The sequence below is a fragment of the Ensifer sp. 4252 genome, from assembly GCF_050434565.1.
In the GTDB taxonomy this organism is placed as follows: Bacteria; Pseudomonadota; Alphaproteobacteria; order Rhizobiales; family Rhizobiaceae; genus Ensifer.
On the sequence record NZ_JBNDIU010000005.1, the window covers coordinates 212,533 to 238,614 of the forward strand.

Consider the following 26,082-nt stretch of genomic DNA (forward strand, 5'->3'; position numbering starts at 1 on the left):
GAAACATGCAGGAAAAAATCGACCAGTTGCGCCGCGATGTGGTGCCGCCGCAAAAGCTCTTCATTGGCGGCGATTGGCGCGAAGCCCGGTCCGGCAGGACGCTCGATGTCATCTCGCCGATCGACGGCACGCAGCTGACGACCATCGCCGATGCTGATGTCGATGACGTCGATGCCGCTGTGCTTGCCGCCCGGGCGGCCTTCGAAAAAGGCACCTGGTCGAAGGCGGCACCGGCGGAGCGCAAGAACGTGCTTCTGCGCGTCGCCGAACTCATCGAGAAGAACGCTCTCGAGCTTGCCGTTCTCGGCGTGCGCGACAATGGCACCGAGATTTCGATGGCGCTGAAGGCAGAGCCGGGAAGTGCTGCAGGCACCTTTCGCTATTATGCCGAGGCGATCGACAAGGTCTATGGCGAGATCGCACCGACCGCCGGCAACGTGCTCGGCCTCATTCATCGCGAGCCGGTCGGCGTCGCCGCCGCCATCGTGCCCTGGAATTTTCCGCTGATGATCGGCGCATGGAAGATCGCGCCGGCGCTTGCCGCCGGTAATTCGGTCGTCCTGAAGCCTGCCGAGGGCGCGTCGCTGACCCTGCTGCGCCTTGCCGAACTCTGTGCCGAAGCCGGCCTGCCGGAGGGCGTGCTGAATGTCGTGACGGGCAGAGGGGCGGTCACCGGGGAGGCGATCGGTCTCCATGCCGATATCGACGTGCTCGCCTTTACCGGTTCGGGCGGTGTTGGCCGCCGGCTGCTCGAGTATTCGGCGCGCTCCAACCTCAAGCGCGTCTATCTGGAGTTGGGCGGCAAGTCACCCAACATCGTCTTTGCCGATGCCCCGGATCTCGATCAGGCTGCCAAAATCTCAGCCTATGGCATCTTCCGCAACTCCGGCCAGGTCTGTGTCGCCGGCTCGCGCCTGCTGGTGGAGCGATCGATCCGCGAAACCTTTGCCGAAAAGGTTGCAGCGATCGCTGCCGGCATCAAGCTCGGCGATCCGCTGCTGTTGACAACCGAAGCCGGCGCGGTCTCAAGTGAAATCCAGCTCGAGAAGAACCTCGATTTCGCCGAGCAGGCGTTAACGGAGGGCGCGCGGCTGAGAACGGGCGGCAAGCGCATCTTCGCAGAGACGGGCGGCTTCTACATGCAGCCGACGATCTTCGACGTCGAGCCCGGCATGGCGCTCGCCAAGGAAGAGGTCTTCGGCCCTATCCTGTCGATTATCCCCTTCGACGACGAGGCAGACGCGCTCCGCATCGCCAACGGCACCGAATACGGGCTTGCTTCGGCCGTCTGGACCGCCAATCTGTCTCGGGCGCATCGGATGGTGCGCTCCATTCGGGCGGGCGTCGTGCATGTCAACACTTACGGCGGCGCCGACAACACGGTGCCGCTTGGCGGGGTGAAGCAGTCGGGCAATGGCCACGACAAGTCACTGCATGCGCTCGAAAAGTATACTGATCTCAAGACCGCCTGGATCCAGCTCTGATGGCAGCGAGCAATCGCCATCAAAACGAAACGGGCCGGAGGTGAACTCCGGCCCGTTTCGTTTCTATCGCTCGCGACCTATCCGCCGAAGCTTCCGAGCTGTGTCGGCACGTGCACGTAGTTGCGGTCGAAGTAGAGAAGCGCGTTGCCGTCGCTGCGCGACCTTATGCCGACGACGCGCCCGATCAGGATGTGGTGGGTGCCGAGCAATCTTGCTTCCGCCAGCTCGCAATCAAGCGAAACGATCGCATCCTGCACCGCGAGACTTCCTGATCTCATCTCGACCCAGTCGGCGGCGGCGTAGCGCGCCGCCATATCCTTGGTGGCGCCGGCGAAATGGCCGGCAAGCTCGGTGTGGTGGTGGCTGAGCACGTTGACGCAGAAGCGCCGGTTCTCGATGAACAGGCCGCATTGCGCGGAGTTCCGGTTCATGCAGACGAGCAGGCTCGGCGGGTCGTCGGTGACCGAGCACATCGCCGTTGCGGTGAACCCGCCGCGGCCGGCGGGTCCGTTGGTTGTCACGACATTGACGGGCGCGCAGACCCGCGCCATCGCATTGCGGAATTCGGTCTTGGAGACAGCCGTTTCCATGCCAATCGCCTCACTCGGCCGCATTGCGGATCGGCGCTTCGGCGCCAAGCGGCGGCAGCCAGGTGTCGCCGATCCAGCCATGCTGGTCGTAGTCGCTCATGCATGTGTCGACGAGGGCCTCCATTTCCTTCAGGCGTCCGCCGCGCTCGGCGCCCTTCAGCACCTGCAGCCGGACCTCCTCTGGCGCGCCGGCATAGTTGAGCTCATAGAGCGCATGACGGCCGCCGAACTCGGTGCCGGTTGCGTCCCACAGCAGCTTCATGATCTTGATGCGCGCGATATGGCCCATGTCGTTGGAGCCGCGGACATATTGCGCGAGGTAACGGTCGATTTCGCCATTGCCGAAATCCTTGGCGGAAGACGGCAGATAGATGAGGCCCGAGGCGACGACCCGACGAATGGTGTCGATCACCCGCGGATAGGCTTCCGACATGAACGTCCGATAGGAGAGAGCGGCCTCGAGATTGGGCAGAACGGCGCCATCGGTCCAGGGAATGGGGTTGTATGCCATGGCATTGGAGAAGCTCCAGAACATGTGCCGGAGCGCGATGACTTCGCCGAGTGCTGCCTGGTTGCCGCGGAAGGCGTCGCCGCCGGTTGCCCGCAGCGCCTTGGCAAGCAGTCCGGCGAGGAAGTCGAGCTTGACGGCAAAGCGGGTGCAACCCTGGAAGCAGTAGCCGTGCATGAAACCCGATGCCGGATGAAACGAAAGGATCTTGGCCGCATCACGCAGGACAAGCACGTCTTCCCAGGGCACGAAGACATTGTCGAGCACCAGAATGGCATCGTTCTCGTCGAAGCGCGACGACAGGGGGTAGTCGAAGGGGTGGCCGACCGTGTTGGCCGTCTGCTCGTAGGAAACGCGGCAGAACATCTTGATGCCAGGCGCATTCATCGGAACGATGAACATCACCGAGAGCGACGGATCCTCGGTCACGGTCGCCGAACTCTGGGCGAGGAAATTATAGTGCGTCAGCGCCGACGAGGTGGCGACCACCTTGGCGCCCGAGACATAGATGCCGGCATCGGTTTCCTTGGTGATGTGGACGAACACGTCCTTGACCGCATCGGCGGGCTTGTGCCGGTCGATCGGCGGATTGACGATCGCGTGGTTCATGAACAGCGCCGCCTCCTGGGCGCGTTTGTGCCAGGCGAGCGCATTGTCCTTGAACGGGCCGTACCAGGATGCATTGGCGCCGAGCGTGTTCATCAGCGCCGCCTTGTAGTCGGCCGTGCGCCCCATCCAGCCATAGGACATGCGCGCCCATTCGGCGATGGCGCCCTGCTGGGCAACGAGATCGACAGACGATCGAGCGACGCGGAAGTATTTGTGCGTGTAGCCGCCGGAACCGGTGTCGGTGGGGGCGGTCAGGGCCTCTTTCCTGGTGGGGTCGTGCAGAGCGTCGTAGAGTCTCGCCAGCGATCGTGCGGAATTGCGCATGGCCGGGTGCGTGGTCACATCGGCGATGCGCTCACCGTTGATATAGACCTCGCGACCGTCACGCAGGCTCTCGAGATATTCGGCTCCGGTAAACGGGCGCGCCTTGTCGGCACGAAAGTCCTCAGCTCTCATGGTTCTCCTCCTTGAGTTTCGTCAAGACTAGGCATTGATTGTCGAGGCTGCCATGGACAGAATGACAAAATGACTTGCACTTTTTCGGGTGGCTCATGGCCGACATCATTCCAAGCTTCTTTGTCTACGGCGAACCGGAGCAGCCGCTTGAGCCAGGGTTTTTCCATGTCGAGACGGTGATGGCGCGACGTGGCCTGCATCAGGGCCAGGTCAAGGCGCACAAGCATGACCAGCTCGCACAGGTGACATACTGGTTTCGCGGTCGGGGATCCTATTTCATCGAAGACAGGGTTTTGGACTTTTCTGCACCCGCCGTCAGTTTCGTGCCAAGCGGTATCGTGCACGGTTTTTCCGTCGAGCCGCTGGAAAGCGATGCCTTCGTGATCTCGATCGCCGACGGTTTGATGCTGTCCATACGGGAGAGAACCGCCCTGGCGATCGATGCGCCGATCATGGTCGCCGGCACAAGTGACGACAGGCAATGGCAACGACTTTCGCAGCTGATGGATATGATTGCGGAGGAGTACGAGATGGGTGCATTTGGCACCCAGTCGATGATGGCATCGCTCGCATCGGCAATCCTGACGCAGATCGCCCGCCTTGCCTCGCTGGCGCCGTCACCTTCGCAATCGCCCGACATGATGCTTGCAACGCAGTTGCGGCGTTTGATCGACGCACATTTCCGCGAGAACTGGAGTGTCGGGCGCTACACGGATGTGCTGGCGAGCACGCCGCATCTGCTGGCCAAGGCCAGCCATGCCGCGTTCGGGATGCAGGTGAAGGAACTGATTAACGAGCGACGGCTGCTGGAGGCCAAACGTCTGCTGCTCTTCACGGTGCGCTCGCTCGAGGATATCGCCTATGAGATCGGCCTGAGGGATGCGGCCTATTTCTCCCGCTTCTTCCGCCTTCGCACCGGCATGGCGCCGAGCGACTGGCGGCGGCTCAAGCTGGCAGAAGCGGTTGCGCCATCCTGAATGCGACAGAGGACTTGGGTTTACGGACGAAAGGATGGCTCCGAGTGACGACGCGAAAGTCGCGTCTTGTCGGGCCGACCAAACAATATCCGGGATAACGCCGAAAAGGCCTTGAAAAGCCGAGGATCCTGACTATTTACGGCATCACTACCCGTATCGATAGCGTCCTGCAGCGGCAATGCCCGCGCGTTTGACGTTGTCCGGGTCAAGAAAGGGCGCTCCCCGTCAAGGGTCGAGCGCCTTTTCCATTTCAGTTCAGCGCTTTCCCAGGCGAAAGGGCCGTGTCGGCAGTCCTGTGGGACGTCGCCGATAATCAGCGGCGAGAGGTCGCGAGACGTCTGGTCCGCGGCCCTGCGCGTTTCTCGGCGGCGAGCTTCGCTGTGGTGGAACAAATACGCTTCTGGTGTATTGTTCTTGCGGGAGGCCTCGAAATGTCACTCCGTCATCCGAAAAGCAAACGTTCCTCCGCAATGCTGTTGCCCACTGCACAATGGCCACGTCACGCGGCGACATCCCAGGCGCGCCGTGCCTGGCTCGATGCGCTGCTCGGCCGGCCGGAGCCCGACGATCGGGTGTTGCGCGAAGCCCAGGTGGCCGATGCAGGCGATGGACAGATTGTAAGCGCCGGGATTTATGTTGACGAAGCGACAACGGTGAACCGCCAGCCGCGTCCTCACGATTACAGTGCGGCAAGATCCGAGCCGGCATTTGCGTCAACCGCCGACGTCGATGCCACAGGCGGCTCGCTTTGGAACTCTATCCTTGGCGACGACACGACCCACGGTATGCAGCGCTTCGCCAGGTTGATCGCCCTTTTCATCCTTCTTTGCGGATTGGTGTTCTGGTTGCTGACACCGTGAAGGCGTTTGCCGAGGGGCGTAGCATCCAAGCAACCCTCGCTTGCTCCCGGCAGTCCCCATGAGGGAACCATTCCATCTGCCGCCGGTTTTTCCTCCGGGCTCACAATCCAGGAAAGGACTTCGCCATGCCATCGATCGACACAGCCAGAATTCTCATCCTCGCAACCGACGGCTACGAGCGTTCGGAACTGCGGGTGCCACGCGATGAACTGACAAAACGCGGCGCGAAAGTGACCGTCGCATCGCCGGAAAAACGTGCCATCAAGAGTTGGGACAAGGGCGATTGGGGCGATACCGTTGACGCCGACCTGATCGCGAAGGACGTTTTCGTGCGTGATTTCGATGCGCTTGTGCTTCCCGGCGGGCAGATCAATCCTGACCTGTTGAGGAAGGACCCGGATGCGATGCGCGTCGTCACCGATTTCGTGGAGTCGGGTAGGGTGGTGGCGGCGATCTGCCATGCCCCGTGGCTTCTGGTCGAAGTCGACGCATTGAAGGGGCGCAAGGCGACATCTTATGTCTCGATCCGCAAGGATGTGGAAAATGCCGGCGCGCAATGGGTCGATGCCAAGGTCGTCTGCGACCACGGCATTATTACCTCGCGCTCGCCTGATGATCTCGAAGCCTTCGTCGCCAAGATCGTCGAGGAGATCGAAGAGGGGCGCCACGACCGCCGTGCTGCTTGAGCCAGGCGGAGTTGGATGACCGAGCGGTTATATCGTGATGTCAATGATCGGGCTGCGGCCGGCGGAGGGGAGCTTTCGGCCGGCCGTGTCTTCATCCGTTACTGCAGAGCCTTCGCAAGAAATGGCAGGCTGACATCCATGCGGTAGTCGACCGAATTGTGGTTGTCCTCGAATTCCTCATAGGTGTGTTCGATGCCGAGTTGCTTCAGCGTCCGGTGGATGCGGCGATTGCCATAGAGCAGATTGTACTGATCCAATGTGCCGCAATCCATGTAGAAGGCCTTGAGCTTGCCGATGTTGTGCCCATGGGTTTTCGCCAGCTCAACGGGATCGCACGCCATCCAGTTCTTCCAGCGATCGTCGATCAACACGCAGGTTTCCAGATCGACCGGAAGCCGCAACCCCTTGAAGGCGTTGAGGTTGGGATCGGGATCGTAGCTTGCTGCCTGGGCGAGGACGAGGAGGACAGGGATGTCCTCATCTTTATGTTTCTGCCGCGCCTCGTAGGCTCGAAACCAGCTTTCGATTGAGAGATCATGCCGCGCAAGGGCGCGCAGGACCATGGGGAAGTCGGCTGCCATCAAGTCGAAGCCTGCGTCTCCGGAGTGGCTTGCAGCCGCAGCCCAGATGTCGGGCCGTCGGAAGGCATGCGAAAACGCGCCGTAGCCGCCCGAGCTTTTTCCAAAAACGCCGCGTCGCCCGGTGCCCCCGCAGTCAAAGCGGGTTTCGACTACCGGAAGCAGCTCGTCGATGAGGAAATCTTCCCAGCGGCCGACGACCGTGCTGTTGACATATTGGTTGCCACCGAGCGAGGTGAAGCAATCGGGAAAGGCGACGACCACCGGCGGCATCTGCCCGGTCGCAATCAGCCGGTCCAGGCGTTCCGGGACGTTCTCGAAGAAGGCTTTCCAGGCGGTGTGCAGCGGGCCGCCCGCGGTAAAGCCGACGAGATCGACGAGCAACGGCAGGCCGGCGCCATCATGGTTTGCCGGGATATAGACGTCTACGTCGCGGCGGCTTGGATCCCCGAGCCTGTTGCCTTTAAGAACATCGCTGTCGATGCTGAGACGGGACACCGAGCCCCTGGGATAATCTGACTTCTGCATGCTTTCCTCCTGGACGCTCGCCGGTTGTATCCTTCGAAGCTGAAGTGGGCCACCGGTTTGGTCGGTAAGGCTCTCTTTTCGGCAAGAGCCGATCGGAACATCGAGAGGCTGTCGGCAATTCGAACCGTCGGGCAGGGGTGGTCGGCGCTAGCGCAAGACGCCCTTCAGGAAGGCAAGCACGGCATCATTGAAAACGTCGGGGCTTTGCAACGGGGCAAAGTGGCTGAGACCGGGAAGAACGTGGAGGGTCGCGTCAGGCAGCGCTTCGGCGAGATAGGCCATGTGCTCCCGCTTGATGAATTCGTCGTGTTCGCTAAGGACGATGGCGACGGGCACGACGATGGCAGCAAGCTCGCCCGCCGACAGGTTCGGCTGTGTGCGTTGCATCGCTTCCACTGCTGCAAAGAGCGCATCGAAATCGCCTGGCGTCGCTGAGAGTGCCGCGTAGTCCTTCTGGTGCTGCTGCCAGATGCGGCCGATAACAGGCGTGAACTCGAACGGTTTGGTGCCTGTGTTGTCGACGTTGCAGGCGAAGAAGAAAATGCCGGCAACGCGCTCGGGCGTTTCCTGGGCGAGGACGAGGCCGGTATCCGCGCCGTCGCTCCAGCCGACGATCGCGGCCCTATTGATCCGCAGCCGATCCATGACGGCGCGGGTATCGGCGGCCATCAACTGGTAGCTGTATTCCCGCCCGTCCCGTGTGCTGCGGCCATGGCCGCGGCTGTCGATGACAACAGCACGATACCCGGCTTCGACGATCGCCGGAACCTGATAGCCCCAGTTTCCGCTGTTTCCCATGCCGCCATGCAGCAGGATCACTGCCGGTCCTGAACCATGGCTCGCATGCCATATGCGTGCGCCTTCGTTTTCGACGAAGCCCTGTTCGTCGGGCTCCGGAAGCTGCGGGATACCGTGTGTTTCAAGATAGGTCAGATCAACGTCGCGAAAGATCATGGATACATTCCATTCCGCTCTGCATGAACGCCGTCAGATAGAGACCGTGACGATTACTGCAAGTGTTGCGCGCGTTCCGTTCCAACGTTCGGCAGGCTGTTGCCTTCACCGAGGGGCGATCCGAAAGCGATCACGCCGGCCACAGGGCAGGTGGCCGGCGCGCTTGGAAAGACTCAGTCCTTTTCCAGCTCTTCCAGTCCAGCGATCACTTGATTTGTGACGAAGATAGTTCGCTTCGACGGCAATCCGCAGTTGAGGATTTACGCATCCTTACTTAAAGACCGTTAGAATGCCCTTAAAGGCCATGCGCCCTGCACGGAACCTTCTCCCCGCCAACCGAGATGGAACAGTAATGACAGGTTCTTCCGACACCAACATTTTTGATCTGGCGCCTATCGCGATGTGGATTGAGGATTTCAGTGGCGTCAAAGCGCTGTTCGATCGCTGGCGCGCCGCGGGTGTGGTGGATATCCGCGCCTACCTCAAGCAGGATCTGACGCGTGTCGCCGCGTGCTCCAGCCAAATTCGTGTCCTTCAGGTCAATCGCCGGACGCTGGACTTGTTCGAGGCGACAGATCTGGATCATCTCTCGGCGAACCTATCGAAGGTCTTCCGCGATGAGATGCTCGAAAGTCATATCAATGAGCTTGCCGAATTGTGGGAAGGAAAGACCGAATTCAGCAGCAGCGCCGTCAACTACACCCTATCGGGCCGCAGGCTCGACATCCAGCTGCGCGGTTCCGTCCTGCCCGGATACGAGAAGACGTTCGGGCGTCTGCTTCTGACGACGGAAGACGTCACGGCACGCGAGGAGGCGCGGCGCAATGAACTGGCCAACCGACGGTATGCGGAAGGCATCTTCGAGCATTCGCCGGTGTCGCTGTGGGTTGAGGACTTCAGTCGCATCAAGCTGCTGCTCGAGGATGTCCGCCATCGCGGGATCGTCGATTTTCGCGTCTTCACGGACGTCCATCCGGAGTTCGTGCGCCAGTGCATGAGCGAGATCAGGGTTATCGAGATCAATCAGGCGACGCTCGACCTGTTCTGCGCGCCTGATCGGAACACGCTGCTGCAGCGTCTCGGCGATATCTTCCGCAACGAGATGGAGAAGCACTTCAAGGAGCAACTGATCGAGCTGTGGAACGGCAATCTTCTTCACCACCGCGAGGTGGTCAACTATGCGCTCGATGGTTCCGAGCGCCACGTTCTGCTGCAATTCTCCGTTCTTCCGGGCCACGAAGGCGACTGGTCGCTGGTCCAGGTGGCTTTGACCGATATCACCGCGCGCAAGAAGGCAGAGGCCTACCTGGAATATCTCGGCAAGCATGACGTGCTGACCAAGCTGCACAACCGCGCCTTCTACATGGACGAGCTGAACAGGCTGGAGCGCAAGTCGCTTCGCCCGGTCTCGGCCATTGTCATCGACCTCGATGGCCTGAAAGCGGCCAACGACCAACTCGGCCATGACGCCGGCGATGCCCTCTTGCGCCGGCTCGGCGAAGTGTTGAACGGTGCGGTGTCGCAGCCCAACCATGCTGCCCGCATCGGTGGCGACGAATTTGCCATCCTGATGCCCGGCGCCGACCGTCAGGCGGTCAGCACCATGGTCGAGACCATCAGCGAACTGCTGAAGATCAACAACCAGTTCTATTCCAACGCCCCCCTGAGCATATCGCTCGGCGCTGCAACCAGCGAAACGGGAGAAACGATGGAAGCGCTGGTCAAACGCGCGGACCTGAGCATGTACGAACAGAAGCGGGCGCGATATGCCACACAGGAGAGCCGTGAGGCCCAAGGCGCCAAGGCTGCCGGCGAGCGTGGCAGCGCAGCCTCGGCGGCCTAGCGCCGTTTCTGCAAAACTGTCGTGCAGACAAGACGCTCTAGGAAGAGAGTGGCACCCGCCCGTCTACCATCTGGCGCCGTCGATCAACCGGTGGGGTATGTCTTCCCAGACGGAGCGATCGAACAGGCGCATGTTGACACCCATGCGCATCGCATCGGCACCGATGGGCGACCAATGGGTGGTGCAACCGCAGGTGCCGCAATGGTGCATCGTCAAGGTGGCATCGCCTTGGACGTAGCCGACGAGCTTGCCCTGCGGGTCGCTGATCGAAACTTCTTCGGCGCTGTAATAGCCCCAAAGCGTGCCCAGTCTTGAGCACAGCGAACAGTTGCAACTGCCCAGTGTGTCAGGGCGGACACGGACGGAAAGGCGAACCGACTTGCAATGGCAATGGCCTTCGATCATCCGAACCTCTCTTGCCTTCGTTTTCGTTGCCGCTCATCCGGTGCGGATGTTACCGGGTCCCGGTGCTCAACTGTCACAGCCGCGGCTAATCATGGCAATGGCAAAATTTGGCGGTCGCGAGGATGCAGTGGCGACACGCACTCCGGCTGATTGCGGCCAGGCGGGCGGAGCAATAGCGCAGCTGTAATTGCTGGCCAATCGTAAGCTGACACTCGTCGCATTTGGCGTGTTGGCCGGTCATGATGGTCAGGCTGCGATTGCTCGTGCCCTGCGCGCATGTCTATACTCTTGCCAAGGCTTCAATTTCCGAACAAGCCTGCGCCCGCACGATGGCCGGACAGTTGTCCGCCGCCTGATGTGTGGTGCCTTCGCGAACTCCGACGCCGCCGCTCTCGATCGAGGGCGTCAATTGCCAACAAAAACCTGTTGTCGCGGGAGAAAAGCATGCGCAATTCCTGCCTGAATGTTCTGTCCTTCACCCTCATCGCCGCACTCAGCGCGGTTTCGCCCTCGGCCGTCAGGGCCGCGTCGCCGGAGCCCGTGAAGTCCGAGCACGGCATGGTCGTCACCGCTCAGCATCTGGCGTCGGACATCGGCGTCGAGGTCCTGAAAAAGGGCGGCAATGCAGTGGATGCTGCTGTTGCCGTCGGATATGCGCTGGCGGTCGTCTATCCGACCGCGGGCAATATCGGCGGCGGCGGGTTCATGACGATCCGCTTCAAGGACGGCAAGACCACCTTCCTCGACTTTCGCGAGCGTGCGCCTGCTGCGGCGACCAAATCGATGTATCTCGATGACAAGGGGCAACTCGTCAAGGGCCTGAGCACCGAAGGGTATCTGGCCGTTGGTGTTCCGGGGCCGGTGCTGGGGTTCGAAGTGGCGCGCAGCCGTTATGGGACGCGTCCGCTGAAGGAGCTGATCGCTCCTGCCATCGCACTTGCCAAGGACGGTTTCCGGCTGGAGCAGGGCGACGTCGATTCCTTCGACGGCAAAACCGAGAGACTGGCCAGGGATCCGGCAGCGGCGGCGATCTTTCTGAAACCCGACGGCAAATCCTTTGCTGTCGGCGAGACGCTGGTTCAGGCGGATCTCGCCGCTTCGCTTGCAAGCATTTCCGAGAAGGGAAGCGACGCTTTCTACAAGGGGGCGATTGCCGACGCCATCGTCAAGGCAAGTGCTGACAAGGGCGGTATTCTCGCCAAGAAGGACTTCGAGCAATACGCCGTGCGCGAGCTGGAGCCGGTCAAGTGCAACTATCGCGGCTATGATATCGTCTCCTCACCGCCACCGTCTTCCGGCGGCGTCATCATCTGCGAGATCCTCAACATTCTCGAGGGCTATCCGCTCACCTATCTCGGTTACGGCTCGGCCGAGACCGTTCATGCGATGATCGAGGCGATGCGCCATGCCTATGTCGATCGCAACACGACGCTTGGGGACCCTGATTTCGTCGAGAACCCGGTCGCCAAACTGCTGGACAAGGCTTATGCCGCCGAAATCCGCGACAGGATCGATCCGTTCAAGGCTGGCGTTTCGCAGGCGCTGATGCCGGAGGGGTTCGCCGAAAGCAAGGAGACGACCCATTATTCGATCATCGACGACCAGGGCAATGCCGTTGCCGTCACCTACACGCTGAACGGGTCGTTCGGCGCGGGCGTGGTTGCGCCCGGAACCGGCATTCTGCTCAACAACGAGATGGACGATTTCACTGCCAAGCCGGGCGCTCCCAATCTCTACGGGCTGGTCCAGGGCGAGGCGAACGCGATCGCACCGGGCAAGACTCCGCTTTCGTCGATGAGCCCGACCATCGTTTCCAAGGACGGCAAGCCGTTCATGGTAATCGGCAGTCCCGGCGGCGCGCGGATCATTACGATCACGCTCGAGGCGATCCTCAACGTGATCGATCACGGCATGAACATTCAGGAGGCCGTCGACGCGCCGCGCATCCATCATCAGTGGCTGCCGGACAAGGTGTTCATGGAGCCCTATGCGCTTTCGCCGGATACGCGCAAACTTCTCTCGGCGATGGGCCATGACGTCGAAATCGACAAGAGTTGGACCATCTGGGGCCAGGCGACCGGTATTCTCGTTGGTGGTGAAAACCTGGCCGAGATCACGGCTGGCGGCGGTGCCCGCTACAACGGCGCGGCCGACAGTCGCATCGGGGCGGGTGCGGCCAGAGGTTACTGATCGATGCGTCGAGACGTTGGCGGCTCTGCGTCAATCCGGCTTGACATTGCCGAGATGCGCGACCAGGTCGCGGGCGAGCGGCGAGAGGTCTTCATCCGGCTGCACGCAGATCGATAAGTGGCGTGCCGCCCATTTGTCGGTCAGGCCAAGGGCGATGATCGCCGTCGTGCGACGGCAGCGCCGCGCGGCTGTTTCGGGAACGATGCCAACGCCGACATCCTCGGCAACCAGACGGCAGACGCCCTCGAAACTGCGGACACGCAGGCGGTAGTTCATCCGGCGGCCGATGCGGGCCGCCTGGCCCTCGATATGATCCTGCAGGGCGCTGCCTTCCGCGAGGCCGACGAACCCGTGGTCGAGCAGGTCCGCGAAGCCGGCCTGCCGGCTGCTCGCCAGCGTGTGGTTCCTTGCGACCACGGCAACGAGACGGTCAATCGCGAAAGGGATCAGGCGCAGACCCGTGGTGTCGACGGCGTCCGAGATGATGCCGATCTCGGCTAGACCGCCCGAGACGGCCTTTGCGATGTCCGAACTCTGGCGTTCCTTGAGGTCGACATCGGTCTGCGGATGGGCTCGAAGCCAGGGACCGAGACGGTCCGGCAGGAACTCCGTGATCGCGGCGGTATTGGCGAGCAGGCGAATGGTTGACCTCAATCCTCTGGCATATTCGCCGAGTTCGCCATGCATGTGCTCCATCTGGCGAAGGACGAGCCGGGCATGGTGGGCAAGCGCGTCGCCGGCCGCGGTCGTCGTTACACCTCTGCGGCCGCGCGCCAGAAGCTGCACGCCGCCTTTGTCCTCCATGCCGCGCAGCCGCTCGCTGGCGGCAGCCAAGGAGAGGTTTGCCGCCTGGGCGCCATGGGTGATGCTGCCGGCCTCGACGACGGCAAGAAACAGGCGAAGGTCGATCAGGTCGAAGCGCATGCCGGCACAATAACGGCAAGTCTGCCTTCGGTACAGCCGAAGTCTGCCTGCGGATCATCCGCATTGCGCTGTGGCATCATGTCAGGCCTTTAGAGCCATGAGCGAACTTTCCACATGGCCTATCGGTGCAATCGCAACGGCCTTCCTCCTCGCCGGCGTGGTCAAGGGTGTGACGGGCATGGGGCTTCCCACCGTCGCGATGGGCGCGCTCGGCGCATTGTTGTCGCCGATCACAGCCGCGAACCTGCTGATCTTGCCGTCCTTGGTGACGAATGTCTGGCAGCTGCTGGCGGGTCCCGCCTTCCGCCCGCTCATGCGGCGGCTCTGGCCGATGATGCTGGCGATCGGCTTCGGCACCATCCTCGGCACGTCTCTCCTGGCTGGCGGCGATACGGTCCTATCAACGGCGATGCTCGGCGGAGCGCTTGTCGTCTATTCCGGATATACGCTCATTGCGCGGCCGTTTGCGGTGCCAACACGTGCCGAGCCTTGGCTGTCGGCACCAATCGGCGTGATAACGGGTGTGGTGACCGGCAGTACCGGTGTCTTCGTCATGCCGGCGGTGCCCTATCTGCAGGCCCTTGGCCTGGAGAAGGAGGACCTGATCCAGGCACTCGGCCTCTCCTTTACCGTGTCGACGATAACGCTTGCGGCAGGTCTGTTGTGGCGTGGGGCGCTTGAGGTCGACAACCTGCTGCTGTCGGCGGTTGCCATCCTGCCGGCACTGGCCGGCATGTGGGCGGGACAGGTGATCCGCCGTCTGGTCAGCCCCGCAACATTTCGTCGGTGGTTCCTGATTGGCCTCATGCTTCTCGGTGCGGAGCTGGCACTGCGACCTTTCTTCTAGCCCTCGGTTCACTCCACATAGATCGGATTGCTGATCGCGCGGCGCACGGTCTGTTGCTGCAGTTCCACTTCGGTCAACCGCCAGGGCAAGCCGCCGCCAAGGGCTGCGGTGAAATCGCCAATCAACTGCGGCCGGCTCTTATCTGCTGCGATTTCGGCGCGCAGGAACAGGTGAGGTCGCCCAGAGAAATGCCCGGCCCAGCGATCGTCCTCGATGACCTCGTCGGCAATCTGCCCTGTCGCGTCGAACCAGAGCAGCCGATCGCCTTTTGCGCAGTGAACCTCGGCCTTTGCGTCGACCGTTCCCTGAACTGTCGAGCCCATCGGCTGATCATTGACCGAAAGGGCGAGATGCGGACCATCAGGGCTTTCGGTGATATAGCCGCGCCCGGCCTTCATGGCGGCAAGGATCGCGCCTTCCGAAAGTTCCTCCAGCCAGAGCACGGTTGTCGGGCGGGCGAGCACGAGCGGCCCTTCCGGCATCAGCCGGGCAGGCTGGTGGAAGTCGCTACCGCCGATCGCTGAAATCCGCTTTCCCGAAGCGAGCCGTTGCTGATATCGGCCGAGCGAGACCCAGTTCCACGCCATCCAATGGGATTGCCAGACCTCCATGCAGTCGATTTCCGGCACGTCGTAATCCCAGGGGATCGTCGGCTTGTCATGGTTGATCGACAGCAGGCCGCCGCGCGCATGCACCAAGTCGGCAAGCGTGTGCCCATGTTCGGGCCGGGTCATGCGGAAATCGATCCAGTCGTCGACACCAAAGACGTTGGCATGACCGATGGCGGTCGTCACTTCCATGGCGCGCACGAAGACCAGGTCCGCGGATGAGTTGGAATGAAAATAGCGACGCTGGCTGATCGTGTTGTGATCGGCGCCGGCGAGAAAGTCGAGTCTGGCCTGCTTGGCGGCGGCATGCAGCAATTCGGGCGACCCCGCCGCATCGGAATGGAAGGTGTGGCAATGCAGGTCGCCGCGATACCAGCCAGCTTCCTTTCTGATCGGGAAGGTGCGCGCCGGCTGCGGTTCGATCGGGCGCGGCGCATTGTCATGGCTGAACGTCAGCGTGATGTCGGCGCCCTCCGGAGGAAGTTTGTAGAGCCCGAGCATGACCTGCCAGCGACCCGCCGGCATCTCCCCATGGATATACCCGGGCGTGGCGTCGTCGGTTGCAACAAAGAAATGGTCGCGGGCACCACCGCTCCAGCCGCGAAAGCCGGCTCGGCTCGGGTAGTCGGTCGCGCGCGGATCAAGCACGCCGAGATCGATGATGCAGTCCTCGGCCCTGGCATAGGCCATGGTGACATCGATGCGCGTCGTGCCCTCGGGGACCTCCAAAGGAACGTAAAAGTACGGGTTGGCGGCCCGGTCGGCGCGCGTTACGTGAACGGTGATGCCAGTCATTTGCGGCGGTCCAGCCTATTCACCAGGGGCAGGAATGCGAGCCCCGGCGCTGTCGAATAGCGTCACGTGCTCGGCGTCGAAGGAGAGCCGCACCGTATTGTCCACCCGGATCTCGTCATCGGTGAAGATGCGCGCCGTCACGCGGCCGGCATCTTTCCGCTCGATCGTCACCAGGCTTTCCGGCCCCATATTCTCGTTGGCAAAGAGTTCGCCGGTGATGACGTTGCTGTCGTCCGGGCGGGCAATGCGCAGGTGCTCCGGGCGAACGCCGAGCGTTATCGTCTTGGCGCCAACGGCCCTGGCGATGCCGTCGGAAACCGGCAGTGCGGTGACGTCGAGGCCCTCGGCGCGTAGCTGCAGCTTGCCGTCGATGATGGCTGCCTGCGCCGCAACGAGGTTCATCGGCGGGTTGCCGACAAAATTGGCAACGAAGGTGGTGGCCGGTCGACGATAGATCTCGATCGGCGGCGCGAACTGGACGATCCGGCCCTTGTCCATGACTGCGATGCGGGTGGCGAGCGCCATGGCCTCCGCCTGATCGTGGGTGACGTAGACGGCGGTCATGCCCATGTCGCGTTGCAGGTGATTGAGGAAGCCGCGCGCTTCCAGCCGCAGCTTGGCGTCGAGGTTGGAGAGCGGCTCGTCGAAGAGATAGACCTGGCTCGGATAGACGAGCGCGCGTGCAAGCGACGTGCGCTGTTGCTGGCCGCCAGAGATTTGGCTCGGCAGGCGCTTCATGAGGTCGCCGATCTTCAGGACGTCGGCGACCTCCTTGGCCCGGGCATGGCGCTTGTCCTCCGCTTCGCCGCGCACCTTCAGCGGATAGGCGATGTTATCGGCAAGGTTCATGTGCGGGTAGAGTGCATAGTCCTGAAAGACCATGGAAATCTGCCGATCCTTCGGGTGCAGATAGGTCACGTCCTTGCCGCCGATCAGCACCTTGCCGGAGGTCGGCGTTTCGAGCCCGGCGATCATGCGCAGGCTCGTCGTCTTGCCGCAACCGGATGGCCCGAGCAGGCAAACGAACTCGCCGTCAGCGATCGAGAAGCTGATGTCGGGTAGGGCGTTGAAGGCGCCGAAGCTCTTGGAAACGTTCTGGAATTCGACAGATGCCATGAGACTGGTTTTCCGATTACGACTTGATGCCACCGAAGAACCGGAAACCGAACTTCCAGTTCACGAAGAGGTAGAGCGCGATGACGGGGAGCGAATAGATCAGCGAGTAGGCGGCCAGCAGCGTGACGATCGGCGTGCCGGCCTCCGAGTAGAAGGAATAGATGGCGACGGAGGCGGGCATCAGGCTGTCGCTGCGCAGCAGGATGAAGGGGATCAGGAAGCTTCCCCAGATGTTGACGAAGGCCCAGACAACGACGACGACGATACCCGGCCGAATGACCGGCAGGGCGACGTCGAAGAAGGCCTGCAGTGGCGAGGCGCCAGCAACCATGGCGCTTTCTTCATAGGAGCGCGGTATGGCGTCGATGAAGTCGCGCAGGATGAACATGGCGGTTGGCAACAGGCCGCCGGCAAAGACGAGAATGACGGCCAGATGCGTGTCGATGAGTCCGGCCGCCGAAACGATCAGGAAGATCGGCACCATCGCTGCCGAGCCCGAGACCACCGACGAGAACAGCAGCAGCACATAGGTGACGGCGCCCTTTCCGGGGATCGAAGAGCGCGAAAGCGCGTAGGCAGCAAGCGTGGCCGCCGCGCCGACAAGGACGACGCCGCCGAAGGCCTGCACCAGGCTGTTGAACAGCGCCTGCATGGCGAAGGTGTTTTGAAACACCGTCGTGAAGTTGGCGAAGGTGAAGGGGGCCGGGATGGCAAGGCCAAGCTCGGCGCGGGCGTTGAACGGCGCGAAGAAGAACCAGACGAGCGGCAGCGCGAAGATGGTGCCGAGCAGGGCGGCGACCACGGAAAAGCCCATGCGCCGGAAGTAGATACGGGAAGAGAACGGCATCATTCGGCCTCCACCGGCTTCTTGTGCGCAAGCCTCAGGTAGACGAGAGCGAAAGCAAGATTGATGAGCATGATGACCACCCCGACGGCCGCACCTTTGCCGAACTCGAAGTCCTTGAAGGCGATGCGGTAGGTGTAGATCGACAGCAGTTCGGTCCGGTAGGACGGGCCGCCATTGGTCAGAAGGAACGGCGTGAAGACATTGAAGGTCCACATGGTGATGAGGATCAGGTCGGTGACCACATGACCGCGGATCAGCGGCAGGGCGATATCGCGCAGCTTCTGCCAGGAGGTGGCGCCGGCGACGTCAGCCGCCTGGAAATAGCTTGGCGGGATCGACTGGAATGCCGAGTTGAACAGCATCATGGAGAAGGCGGCACCGCGCCACGTGTTGAAGAACACGATGACCCAGAAGGGCTGCTGCAGCAGCCAGTCTCCCGGCGGCAGGCCAAGCCCGCGCATGATCATGTTCAGCGTGCCGTTGTCATAGTCGAGAAAGGCGAACCAGGCGAAACCAATGACCACTTCCGGCAGGATCCAGGCGGCAATGACGGTCGTCTGCAGGAATGACTTCATACCAGGCGACACGGACTGGCTGAGCCAGGCAAGGATCAGTCCCAGCAACGCCTGGCCGATGAGCGCGGAGAGCAGCACGAACTGAATGGTCAGGATCAGCGAAAAGCCGAATTGGCCGCGCGTGAAGAAGGTGGCGGGATTGAAGAGAGCAAAATAGTTCTGGAGACCCACGAAATCCGGATCGAGCGCCGTGCGTCCAAGCAGCGTCCTGTTGGTGAAGGAAACGAAGATCACCCAGAAGAAGGGAATGATGACGAAAACACCGACCAATGCCGTTGCGGGAGCCAGGAACAGGGCGCCCGCCCGCGTGGACAGCAGCGAGAATTTCTTCATGCGTGGGTTTCCCATTGCAGGGCGAAGCGGTTCGGCAAGATCACCGGTCGGTCGATCGACCAATCGGTGATATCAGCCGCGGTCAGAGACGGCTGACCGTGTTTTCTTCGCCGACGATGGCGATGACAGCGGCCTTGTACTGAGCCATCGCATCTTCCGGCGACAGTTCGCCCGAGACGACGCTTTCCGTCATGCGTTGGATCTCGGTCGAGACCTTGTTGTAGTTGGCGTCATTGGGGCGCGCGGTGGTGATCGGCAGCAGCGCCTCGGCGGTTTCCGTCAGGAACGGCGAGTTGGGGATCGCGACGTCGTTGCGGATGCGGATCGCCGGCTGGATTTCCTGGAACGCGGTGAGCTGTTCCTGGCTGTTCATGAACGACAGCAGTTCCCAGGATTCCTTCGGAGCATCCGTATGCGGGTTGATCACGAAGCCAGTGCCGCCGGACATGGTGACGAAGTCTTGGCCGCGCAGGCCCTTGCCCGGTTGCGCCGCCGGCATTTTCTTCCAGGTCATGACATTGTCACGGTCGGCGACGGCGAACTCGGCGTCGGGTGCGGTGACGGAACGATAGAACCAATCACCCTCAACCAGCATGGCGGTCTTGCCGTCGCGGAAGTTGGCGAAGGTACGATTGCGCCCGTCGGCCAAGAGCTGGGCGCGCTGGTCGCCGAGCTTGTCGTCGACATAGATGGTCTTGTAGAGCTTCAGTGTATCGAGGATGCCCTGGCTGGAGACGATGTATTTGCCGGTATCGTCGGTCACCTGCTCGCCGGTGCCGAGCAGCGCCATCCAGTAGCCCTGCATGGTCGTGGCCTCGCCCATCGAGACGCCGGCATTCAGCTGCAGCGGGAAGGAATCCGGAGCCGCCGCCTTGATCTTGCGCGCCGCGTCGAGCAGCTCGTCCCAGGATTTTGGCTGCCACGTCGCCGCGTCGAGGCCCGCCTTCTGGAACAGGTCCTTGCGCACGAAGATCATGCGTGCGTCGGTGCCGAGCGCGATGCCGTAGGGTTTGCCCTGATAGCTCATCAGCGCCTTGGTACCGTCGGAGATATGGCTCCAGCCTTCCCAGGAATTGATTTCGGCGCCGGCCACTTCTTCCAGTGACTTCAGCAGTCCGCCCTGGACGAAGCTCGGGATCAGGAAGCCATCGAACCCGGACACATCCGGACCGGCGGCAGTCGAAAAATCAAGCGCGAGCTGCTGCGTCAGCTGCTCGTCTTCGCCGCCGAACTGGTTGAGCTTGACGGTTACGTCCTTGCCTTCGGCCTTCATCTTGGCCGTGAAAGCCGGAATGACCTTGCTCTCGATCCACTCCGCCATGCCGCTGTTGACGCCACCGACAACACATCGGCAGGTGATATTGAGCTCGGTTGCCATTGCCGGCCCCGATAGGGTCATGACGGCTGCGACGCCCAGCAAATATGACTGCATCCTTCTGCGCATTGAAACTCCTCCCACGGTGGTCCGGTTCTCGACGGACCGTTTCGGCTGCGGTGCATCGGGATGGGAAATGAACCTCCTCCGGTCTTTCCCAATCCGTCTGAGCGTAAGAATGAACACGCTTTCATCTTTGTCAACACACCATCATGCGGATTCTAGCGGGAGCGCTCATTCTGGCCCAAACTCTCAGAAATTCTCACGTATGAAGCCGATTTTTAGTGATGTCTTGACGAATGTGCGATCATTGGTGCAGGTTGGATTGAACACGTTTTCATTATTTGTGCCGAGCACTATCCATGAGCGAAAAAACCGACAGGAAAGCAGCGCGGGCCACGGCCGATCTGGTGGCGCGAGAGGCCAATGTCTCGCGCGTCGCCGTCTCGCGCGCCTTCAATCCGAACGCTTCGCTGAAACCGGAGAAGCGCGACCGCATCCTGAAGGTGGCGCGTGAACTGAACTATACGCCCGACATGGCGGCGCGTTCGCTGGTGACAAGGCGCTCGCATCTCGTCGGCATGATCGTTCCGGATGTCTGCAGTCCTTGGGAAAGCCAGGAGATCGACGCCTTGACGACGGCACTGCAGGCAGAAGGTTTCGCGACGCTGCTGTTCAAGGCGAAGGCCGATTTCAGCATGGACCCGATGCTGCTGACCTATATGCGTGGCTTCAATCCCGACTCGGTCATCGCCTTTACCGAGAATATCGAGCCTGATGTTCTCGGCGGCTTTCTCGACCGTGCCGTGCCGATCTACGTGATCTATGACGACGCAGATGCGTTTGCCGGCAGGGCGTCCAAAACGCTCTATGACCGTCTTCTCGTGCGGCAGAAGGATGGCATCGAGCAGGCCGTCGCCTTGCTGCAGGGCTATGGTGTTCGCCGCATCGCCTATCTCGGCGGCAAGAAGCAATCCCTTGCCAATACCGAACGCGAACGGATGATTGCGCAGGTCTTGGCCGAGCGCGACATGGCGCCGCCGATCATCGTTCCGGGCGACTATACCTACGACACGGCCTATCGCTCGACGCTCGATCTCTTCCGGGTCGGTTCCGGCGCCGATGCCATATTCGCGGCCAACGACGTTGGCGCGTTCGGCGCGATCGATGCACTCAGGCACGAACTCGGCCTTTCCGTGCCTGGTGATGTCAAGGTCGTCGGTTTCGACGACATCCCGCAGGCACATTGGAAAAGCTACAATCTGACAACCGTCCGCATCGACCTCGATGACCGCGTCCGCGCCCTCGTTCGACTGATCCTGAGGCGCCTCAAGACGCCCGATGCAGACCCCCTGGTCGAGACCTTGACCACCCGCCTCGTCGTTCGCGGCACAGTCGGCTGAATGGAAAAACATGACAGAAAAGCGCGTGCATCTGGTCTTCAAGACCCACCTCGACATTGGCTTTACGGATCACGCGGAAAAGGTTCGACGCCAGTATCACGAGCGGTTCATTCCCCAGGCGATCGAGACGGCCGAGCACTTTTATGCTGAGGAGCCGAGGGAGCCGAAGTTCGTCTGGACGACCGGCGCCTGGCTGATCTGGGATCACCTGATGTCCCGCCCGGCGACGGAGGTGAAGAAGCTCGAGCGGGCGATCGACCTCGGCCTGATCCGCTGGCATGGCCTGCCGTTCACCACCCATACCGAACTGATGTCGCCCGAGCTTTTTCGCGCCGGCCTTTCCTATTCGCGCGAACTCGACCGGCGGTTCGGCAAGAAGACGATCGCCGCCAAGATGACGGATGTGCCGGGGCATACGCTGGGCATGGTGCCGCTGCTCGCCGAGGCCGGCATTCGCTTCATGCATCTGGGCGTCAATACCGCATCGCCGCCGCCTGAGACGCCGGATATCTTTCGCTGGCGGGCGCCGGGCGGAGCAGAGATCGTCGTCATGTATCAGCGATCCTACGGCGAAACCTATTTCCCCGCCGGTTTTGCCGATGGCCTGAGCTTCGCCCATACCAGCGACAATATCGGTCCGCAAAGCGTGCCGCAGACGGCCGAGGTCTATCGCGACATGCGCCGTAAGCAGCCGGATGCGACGGTCCGAGCGGCAACGCTCGAAGACTACGGCGCGCTCATCTGGGATGCGCGGGACGCCTTTCCCGTTGTCGAATACGAGCTTGGCGACAGCTGGATCCACGGCAGTGCGTCCGATCCGATAAAGACCGCCCGCTTCCTTGCACTTCAGCGGCTCTATGACCGGTTCTCGGCGGAAGGCTTGACTGCCAGTCGGTCCGCTTTCGGGCAGAAGCTGACAATGGCCGCCGAACACACCTGCGGCGTCGACATCAAATCCTATCTGCGCGACGACACGGCATGGTCCCGACCCGACTTCGAGGCGGCCCGCAAGACCGACCACCGCTTTGCCTATACGGAAGCGTCCTGGCGCGAGCAGCGCGCCTATCTCGATGACGCTCGCTCGGCGCTCGACGGCCCGGACGCGGCGGCTGCCGATGCTGTCCTGGCCCAATTAGCCGTTCCGGCCCTCAGGGCCGGAGGTGGCAGTCGGAACGGCCTCCGGTGCGGCGGCTGGTCGATCGAACTCGAGCCGTCGACGGGAGACGTCGTGTCGCTGACGTCTCCGTCCGGGAGGTCCGTTGCCGGCCGGTCCGGGCCGCTGATCGCCTATCGCTACGAGAGCTATGATGCCAGCGACGTCAACAGGCACATGGACACCTACCTGACCCATCACCAGGAATGGGCGATCCTCGATCACGACAAGCCGGGTCTTGCCCGGTCCGGCGCGGCGCTCTCCCGTGTCTTTAAGCCGACCTTTCAGGCAGCGGACGCATCCGGACTGGTCATGTCCATGCCTGAGCAGGCGGTCACCCATTACGGCGCGCCGCGCCATGTCGCTCTCGCCTTCTCGGGCGAAGGCGACACGCTCGAGCTTCGCCTGACCTTGCACGCAAAAAGCGCCAACCGCATGCCCGAGGCGAGCTTTCTCTCCTTCACGCCCGCGGGGGATGTCGCATGGCGTCTGCGCAAGATGGGGCTGTGGCACAAATCCGGCAACGTCGCTGCCGGCGGCGGCGCTCAACTTCAGGCGGTCACCAGCGTTCGCGGCGATCTTGCGTCGGGGGAAAAATTGTCGATCGAGCCGCTCGATACGCCCCTGGTCGCCCCCCAATCCTGGGACTTCATGACGTTCTGCAAGACGTTGCCGGATTTCAGCGAGGGCGTTCGTTTCAACATCCACAACAACAAGTGGGGAACGAACTTTCCGATGTGGTGGGAGGGCGATTTTTCCGCTCGTTTCCGCCTGCGGCTTGACGATTGAATATGAAGCGCGCGGGTAGTGCCGCCATCGCGCTGTTGTTGAACGATGGAACTCTCTTCCGGATGCTTACGTCGCGCGGGGCTCGGTCTTGTGCCCCGAAACTTCGGCGCCAGCTTCGCGAGGCAGGCCCAGAAAACGTAGGCTCGAGACGATGCCGATCGTCGCGACGACCAGAAACGCCCAGCGGAAATCCGACAGTGCTGCCGCTTCGCCGCCGCGAAGCGCCTGAGACAGATTGAGAACGGCGGCGGCAACGGCAACGCCCATCAGCATGGCCACCTGCTGGAGCATGCTCGACAAGGTCGAGGCCGAGCTGCGCTGGCTTGAATTGATGTCGGCAAAGCCGAGGGTATTGAGCGCGGTAAACTGCATCGAGCGGAAAAGCCCGGCGGCGAACAACAGCAGCAGCGTCAGCAGTTCTGGCGTCTCCGTCGAAAGCATCGCGCAGGCGCCGATCGCCAGCGATGCGAGCAGGCCATTGCAGACGAGTATGGTGCGGAAGCCGAAGCGGCGAAGCAACGGCGTCGTCGCCGTTTTCATCGCCAAATTGCCGGCGAAGTAGGCGAGCACATAGATGCCGGTCTGGATCGGATTGAGGCCGAATCCGACCTGAAAAAGCAGCGGGATCAGGAAGGGCGTCGCATTGATCGCGACGCGGCAGGCGGTGCCGGCCGACAACGTGGACATCGCAAAGGTCTGGACCTTCAAGGCCGAGAGATCCAGCAGCGGATTGGCGATCGCCTTGAAATGTCGTGTCGCCATGACCCCGATGGCAGCCCCTGTTGCCAACAGCAGGACGATCGCCGGTGCATTGGCTGTGCCGTGCACGAAGGCTTCGAGCCCGGCCAGCACCAAAGTGAGGCTGGTTGCCGACAGCAGGAAGCCCTTGACGTCGAGGCGGCGCGCCTCCTCCTCACGCTGGTCCGGAACGAAGCGCAGTACAAGCGCAAGGCCGACCAGGCCGATCGGGATGTTGATCAGGAAATTCCAGTGCCAGCTGAGCCACGTGGTGATGACGCTGCCGAGCAGCGGGCCGACGACCGGGGCAATCAGGGCCGGCCAGGTGATGAGCGCGATCGCGCCGACAAGCTCCGACTTGCGGGCGTTCTTCAACACGATGATCCGGCCGACGGGCGTCATCAACGCGCCGCCGATGCCCTGCACCGCACGTGCGGCGATGAACTGGCCGAGGCTTTCCGACAACCCGCAAAAGAGCGACGCCAGCGTGAAAATGGAGATCGCGACGAGGAAGACATTGCGTGCCCCAAAGCGGTCACCGAGCCAGCCGGAGAGCGGAATGAAGGCCGCCATCGTCAGCATATAGACGGTGATGCCGATGCTCATGGCGACAGGCTGCACGCCGAAGGAAGCCGCCATCTGCGGCAACGAGGTAATGACGATCGTTCCGTCGAGCATCTGCATGAAGAAGGCGATGGCGACGACGAGTGCGACGATGCGGGAATTGCGGCTCGCAGATGCGTCTGAAGCCTCCGTGCCGGAGGGGATCGTAGTCATCTGATCACTGCCGGCCTGCGTTGCGTACGAGGATTCGGAATGACCGACGGGAGGGAAGGGGAGCGCTCGATTGCAGTGGAATACGACATCATAGGGGAGATTCAGAGCTGATCACGGTTTCGCCGATCCACGTCTTTAAATGCGGTTCGGTGATAGAAGGGCAGGCCACCCTGCCGGTTGGCGTCGACGTCGTTATATGCCTCGTCGGGCAAGGCCATGTCGATTCATTTATCGCAATCGACGCGGCCTTTGAGACGTTTGCCTCGGATTTGAAACAGTTTGCAAGTTGGCCGCCGCGAGACTTCGGCTCATGTCACGTGAAAGTCGACGGCAACCAGCCGTAGCCCGAGGCGCGTGGCGACCCGCTGAGATGCAGCGTTGCTCCATGCCGTACTGTAGAACGGCATGGCGCCGTTTGCGCAGACCTGTCGTGCCCATCTCGAGACGACGTCGACCGCATAGCCATGCCCACGAAAATCCGGGTGCGTTTCGACGCCGGCGCAATGCACGGTGTCTGATATGCGAACGCTGCAGCAGAGCGACACGGCCTGGCCATCCAGCACTCTGGCGAAGAATGGTTGCCTGTGCGGTACGTCAGGCAGCCAATCCTGAAAATGCGCACGAAGCAATTCGGCATTGGTTTCTGTAATGCGCACCAGTTCTGCTGTCGGGAGAACAAGGTCACCGGCAGCGTAGGCTGGGCCGGCCCAGATCTTTTCGACCGGTTCGTGCTGGCTCAACAGATCGAGATATCGGTCATGCAGGGCAGGCAGGCGATCGAATGCCGTTTCGGGCGTCTCCTTGCGGCACAGCTGTCGGAGGTCATCAACCAGCCCATCCGGAAGATCGGCACGGCAGCGAAAGATCGGTCCCTGGCGCGTTCGCATGAGGTGAAATCGCGGCGGTGGGCGCGCGTCCCATTCGTTGGTCGAAAGAAGCCTGCCTTCGCCGTCGGTGCGGTAAAGCGTGTCGATACGATCTTCAAGAAGACGGAGATGGACATCAGTGTCGGGCAACATGAGCCGACAGTGCACATCTCCGACGAGCCGTGCAACGGTCGCCGTCAGAAATCTCCTTGCGCCTTCCTTGGCAAAGGCGCGCCCTTGAACGTGTCGAGCACGGCTTCAGGGGGCA

The 26,082-nt window shown here is 61.9% G+C and carries 22 protein-coding genes; 9 read left to right on the forward strand and 13 right to left on the reverse strand.

The features are described 5' to 3' along the window. The first annotated feature begins 5 nt into the window (after positions 1–5). Positions 6–1,484, forward strand: coding sequence for an aldehyde dehydrogenase (locus ABIE33_RS14160; protein ID WP_429125895.1), 1,479 nt, complete (start codon positions 6–8; stop codon positions 1,482–1,484). A 77-nt stretch (positions 1,485–1,561) separates the two neighbouring features. Here ABIE33_RS14160 and ABIE33_RS14165 read toward each other — a convergent pair whose 3' ends face one another. Then, positions 1,562–2,074, reverse strand: a complete 513-nt coding sequence (locus ABIE33_RS14165) for a flavin reductase (RefSeq protein WP_429125897.1) — start codon at positions 2,072–2,074, stop codon at positions 1,562–1,564. A gap of 10 nt (positions 2,075–2,084) precedes the next feature. Further along, a complete protein-coding gene (locus ABIE33_RS14170) occupies positions 2,085–3,647 on the reverse strand; it encodes a 4-hydroxyphenylacetate 3-hydroxylase N-terminal domain-containing protein (RefSeq protein ID WP_429125899.1) in 1,563 nt (520 codons plus the stop codon). A 95-nt stretch (positions 3,648–3,742) separates the two neighbouring features. Between ABIE33_RS14170 and ABIE33_RS14175 the strand changes: the two genes are divergently transcribed. The 3 genes from ABIE33_RS14175 (at position 3,743) to ABIE33_RS14185 (ending at position 6,170) form a co-directional block, all read left to right on the forward strand. Continuing rightward, positions 3,743–4,624 (forward strand): helix-turn-helix domain-containing protein, encoded by an 882-nt coding sequence (locus ABIE33_RS14175; RefSeq protein WP_429125901.1) that lies wholly within the window; start codon positions 3,743–3,745, stop codon positions 4,622–4,624. A 431-nt stretch (positions 4,625–5,055) separates the two neighbouring features. Next, complete coding sequence (locus ABIE33_RS14180; RefSeq protein ID WP_429125902.1) at positions 5,056–5,484, forward strand: hypothetical protein; 429 nt, start codon at positions 5,056–5,058, stop codon at positions 5,482–5,484. A 125-nt stretch (positions 5,485–5,609) separates the two neighbouring features. Then, positions 5,610–6,170, forward strand: a complete 561-nt coding sequence (locus ABIE33_RS14185; protein ID WP_429125904.1) for a type 1 glutamine amidotransferase domain-containing protein — start codon at positions 5,610–5,612, stop codon at positions 6,168–6,170. Between the two features lie 98 nt (positions 6,171–6,268). On the opposite strand, the gene ABIE33_RS14190 is transcribed toward ABIE33_RS14185, so the two are convergent. Together ABIE33_RS14190 and ABIE33_RS14195 are read right to left on the reverse strand one after the other, a co-directional pair. Then, on the reverse strand, positions 6,269–7,276 hold the full coding sequence (locus ABIE33_RS14190; RefSeq protein WP_429125906.1) for an alpha/beta hydrolase: 1,008 nt from the start codon (positions 7,274–7,276) through the stop codon (positions 6,269–6,271). Between the two features lie 147 nt (positions 7,277–7,423). Then, entirely contained in the window at positions 7,424–8,230 is an 807-nt protein-coding gene (locus ABIE33_RS14195) for an alpha/beta fold hydrolase (protein WP_429125908.1), read from the reverse strand. Between the two features lie 352 nt (positions 8,231–8,582). On the opposite strand from ABIE33_RS14195, the gene ABIE33_RS14200 reads away from it, so the two are divergent. Beyond that, the gene (locus ABIE33_RS14200; protein ID WP_429125910.1) at positions 8,583–10,073 is read left to right on the forward strand and encodes a diguanylate cyclase domain-containing protein; all 1,491 of its coding nucleotides are present in this window, start codon (positions 8,583–8,585) and stop codon (positions 10,071–10,073) included. A 63-nt stretch (positions 10,074–10,136) separates the two neighbouring features. Here the strand turns inward: ABIE33_RS14200 and ABIE33_RS14205 are convergent, their stop codons facing one another. Beyond that, entirely contained in the window at positions 10,137–10,478 is a 342-nt protein-coding gene (locus ABIE33_RS14205; protein ID WP_429125912.1) for a GFA family protein, read from the reverse strand. 444 nt (positions 10,479–10,922) lie between these two features. Between ABIE33_RS14205 and ggt the strand changes: the two genes are divergently transcribed. Next, positions 10,923–12,668, forward strand: a complete 1,746-nt coding sequence (gene ggt, locus ABIE33_RS14210) for a gamma-glutamyltransferase (protein WP_429125914.1) — start codon at positions 10,923–10,925, stop codon at positions 12,666–12,668. Positions 12,669–12,698: 30 nt separating this feature from the next. Here ggt and ABIE33_RS14215 read toward each other — a convergent pair whose 3' ends face one another. Next, a complete protein-coding gene (locus tag ABIE33_RS14215; protein ID WP_429125916.1) occupies positions 12,699–13,592 on the reverse strand; it encodes a LysR substrate-binding domain-containing protein in 894 nt (297 codons plus the stop codon). 97 nt (positions 13,593–13,689) lie between these two features. Between ABIE33_RS14215 and ABIE33_RS14220 the strand changes: the two genes are divergently transcribed. Further along, positions 13,690–14,439, forward strand: coding sequence for a sulfite exporter TauE/SafE family protein (locus ABIE33_RS14220; RefSeq protein WP_429125918.1), 750 nt, complete (start codon positions 13,690–13,692; stop codon positions 14,437–14,439). Positions 14,440–14,447: 8 nt separating this feature from the next. Here the strand turns inward: ABIE33_RS14220 and ABIE33_RS14225 are convergent, their stop codons facing one another. From ABIE33_RS14225 to ABIE33_RS14245, 5 genes are all read right to left on the reverse strand, one after another. Further along, positions 14,448–15,842 (reverse strand): CehA/McbA family metallohydrolase, encoded by a 1,395-nt coding sequence (locus ABIE33_RS14225; protein WP_429125919.1) that lies wholly within the window; start codon positions 15,840–15,842, stop codon positions 14,448–14,450. 15 nt (positions 15,843–15,857) lie between these two features. Further along, on the reverse strand, positions 15,858–16,958 hold the full coding sequence (locus ABIE33_RS14230; RefSeq protein WP_429125921.1) for an ABC transporter ATP-binding protein: 1,101 nt from the start codon (positions 16,956–16,958) through the stop codon (positions 15,858–15,860). A 16-nt stretch (positions 16,959–16,974) separates the two neighbouring features. Continuing rightward, positions 16,975–17,805 (reverse strand): carbohydrate ABC transporter permease, encoded by an 831-nt coding sequence (locus ABIE33_RS14235; RefSeq protein ID WP_429125923.1) that lies wholly within the window; start codon positions 17,803–17,805, stop codon positions 16,975–16,977. Continuing rightward, positions 17,805–18,713 (reverse strand): carbohydrate ABC transporter permease, encoded by a 909-nt coding sequence (locus ABIE33_RS14240; RefSeq protein WP_429125925.1) that lies wholly within the window; start codon positions 18,711–18,713, stop codon positions 17,805–17,807. Before ABIE33_RS14240 ends, ABIE33_RS14235 begins: the two co-directional genes overlap by 1 nt. 82 nt (positions 18,714–18,795) lie before the next feature. Continuing rightward, on the reverse strand, positions 18,796–20,091 hold the full coding sequence (locus ABIE33_RS14245; protein ID WP_429125927.1) for an extracellular solute-binding protein: 1,296 nt from the start codon (positions 20,089–20,091) through the stop codon (positions 18,796–18,798). A gap of 359 nt (positions 20,092–20,450) precedes the next feature. Between ABIE33_RS14245 and ABIE33_RS14250 the strand changes: the two genes are divergently transcribed. Both ABIE33_RS14250 and ABIE33_RS14255 read left to right on the forward strand, forming a co-directional pair. Continuing rightward, positions 20,451–21,491, forward strand: a complete 1,041-nt coding sequence (locus tag ABIE33_RS14250; protein ID WP_429125929.1) for a LacI family DNA-binding transcriptional regulator — start codon at positions 20,451–20,453, stop codon at positions 21,489–21,491. 10 nt (positions 21,492–21,501) lie between these two features. Beyond that, the gene (locus ABIE33_RS14255; RefSeq protein ID WP_429125931.1) at positions 21,502–23,433 is read left to right on the forward strand and encodes a DUF5054 domain-containing protein; all 1,932 of its coding nucleotides are present in this window, start codon (positions 21,502–21,504) and stop codon (positions 23,431–23,433) included. Positions 23,434–23,499: 66 nt separating this feature from the next. Here the strand turns inward: ABIE33_RS14255 and ABIE33_RS14260 are convergent, their stop codons facing one another. Together ABIE33_RS14260 and ABIE33_RS14265 are read right to left on the reverse strand one after the other, a co-directional pair. Beyond that, positions 23,500–24,948 (reverse strand): MFS transporter, encoded by a 1,449-nt coding sequence (locus tag ABIE33_RS14260; RefSeq protein ID WP_429125933.1) that lies wholly within the window; start codon positions 24,946–24,948, stop codon positions 23,500–23,502. Positions 24,949–25,256: 308 nt separating this feature from the next. Then, entirely contained in the window at positions 25,257–25,967 is a 711-nt protein-coding gene (locus tag ABIE33_RS14265; protein ID WP_429125935.1) for a GNAT family N-acetyltransferase, read from the reverse strand. Positions 25,968–26,082: the final 115 nt, after the last annotated feature.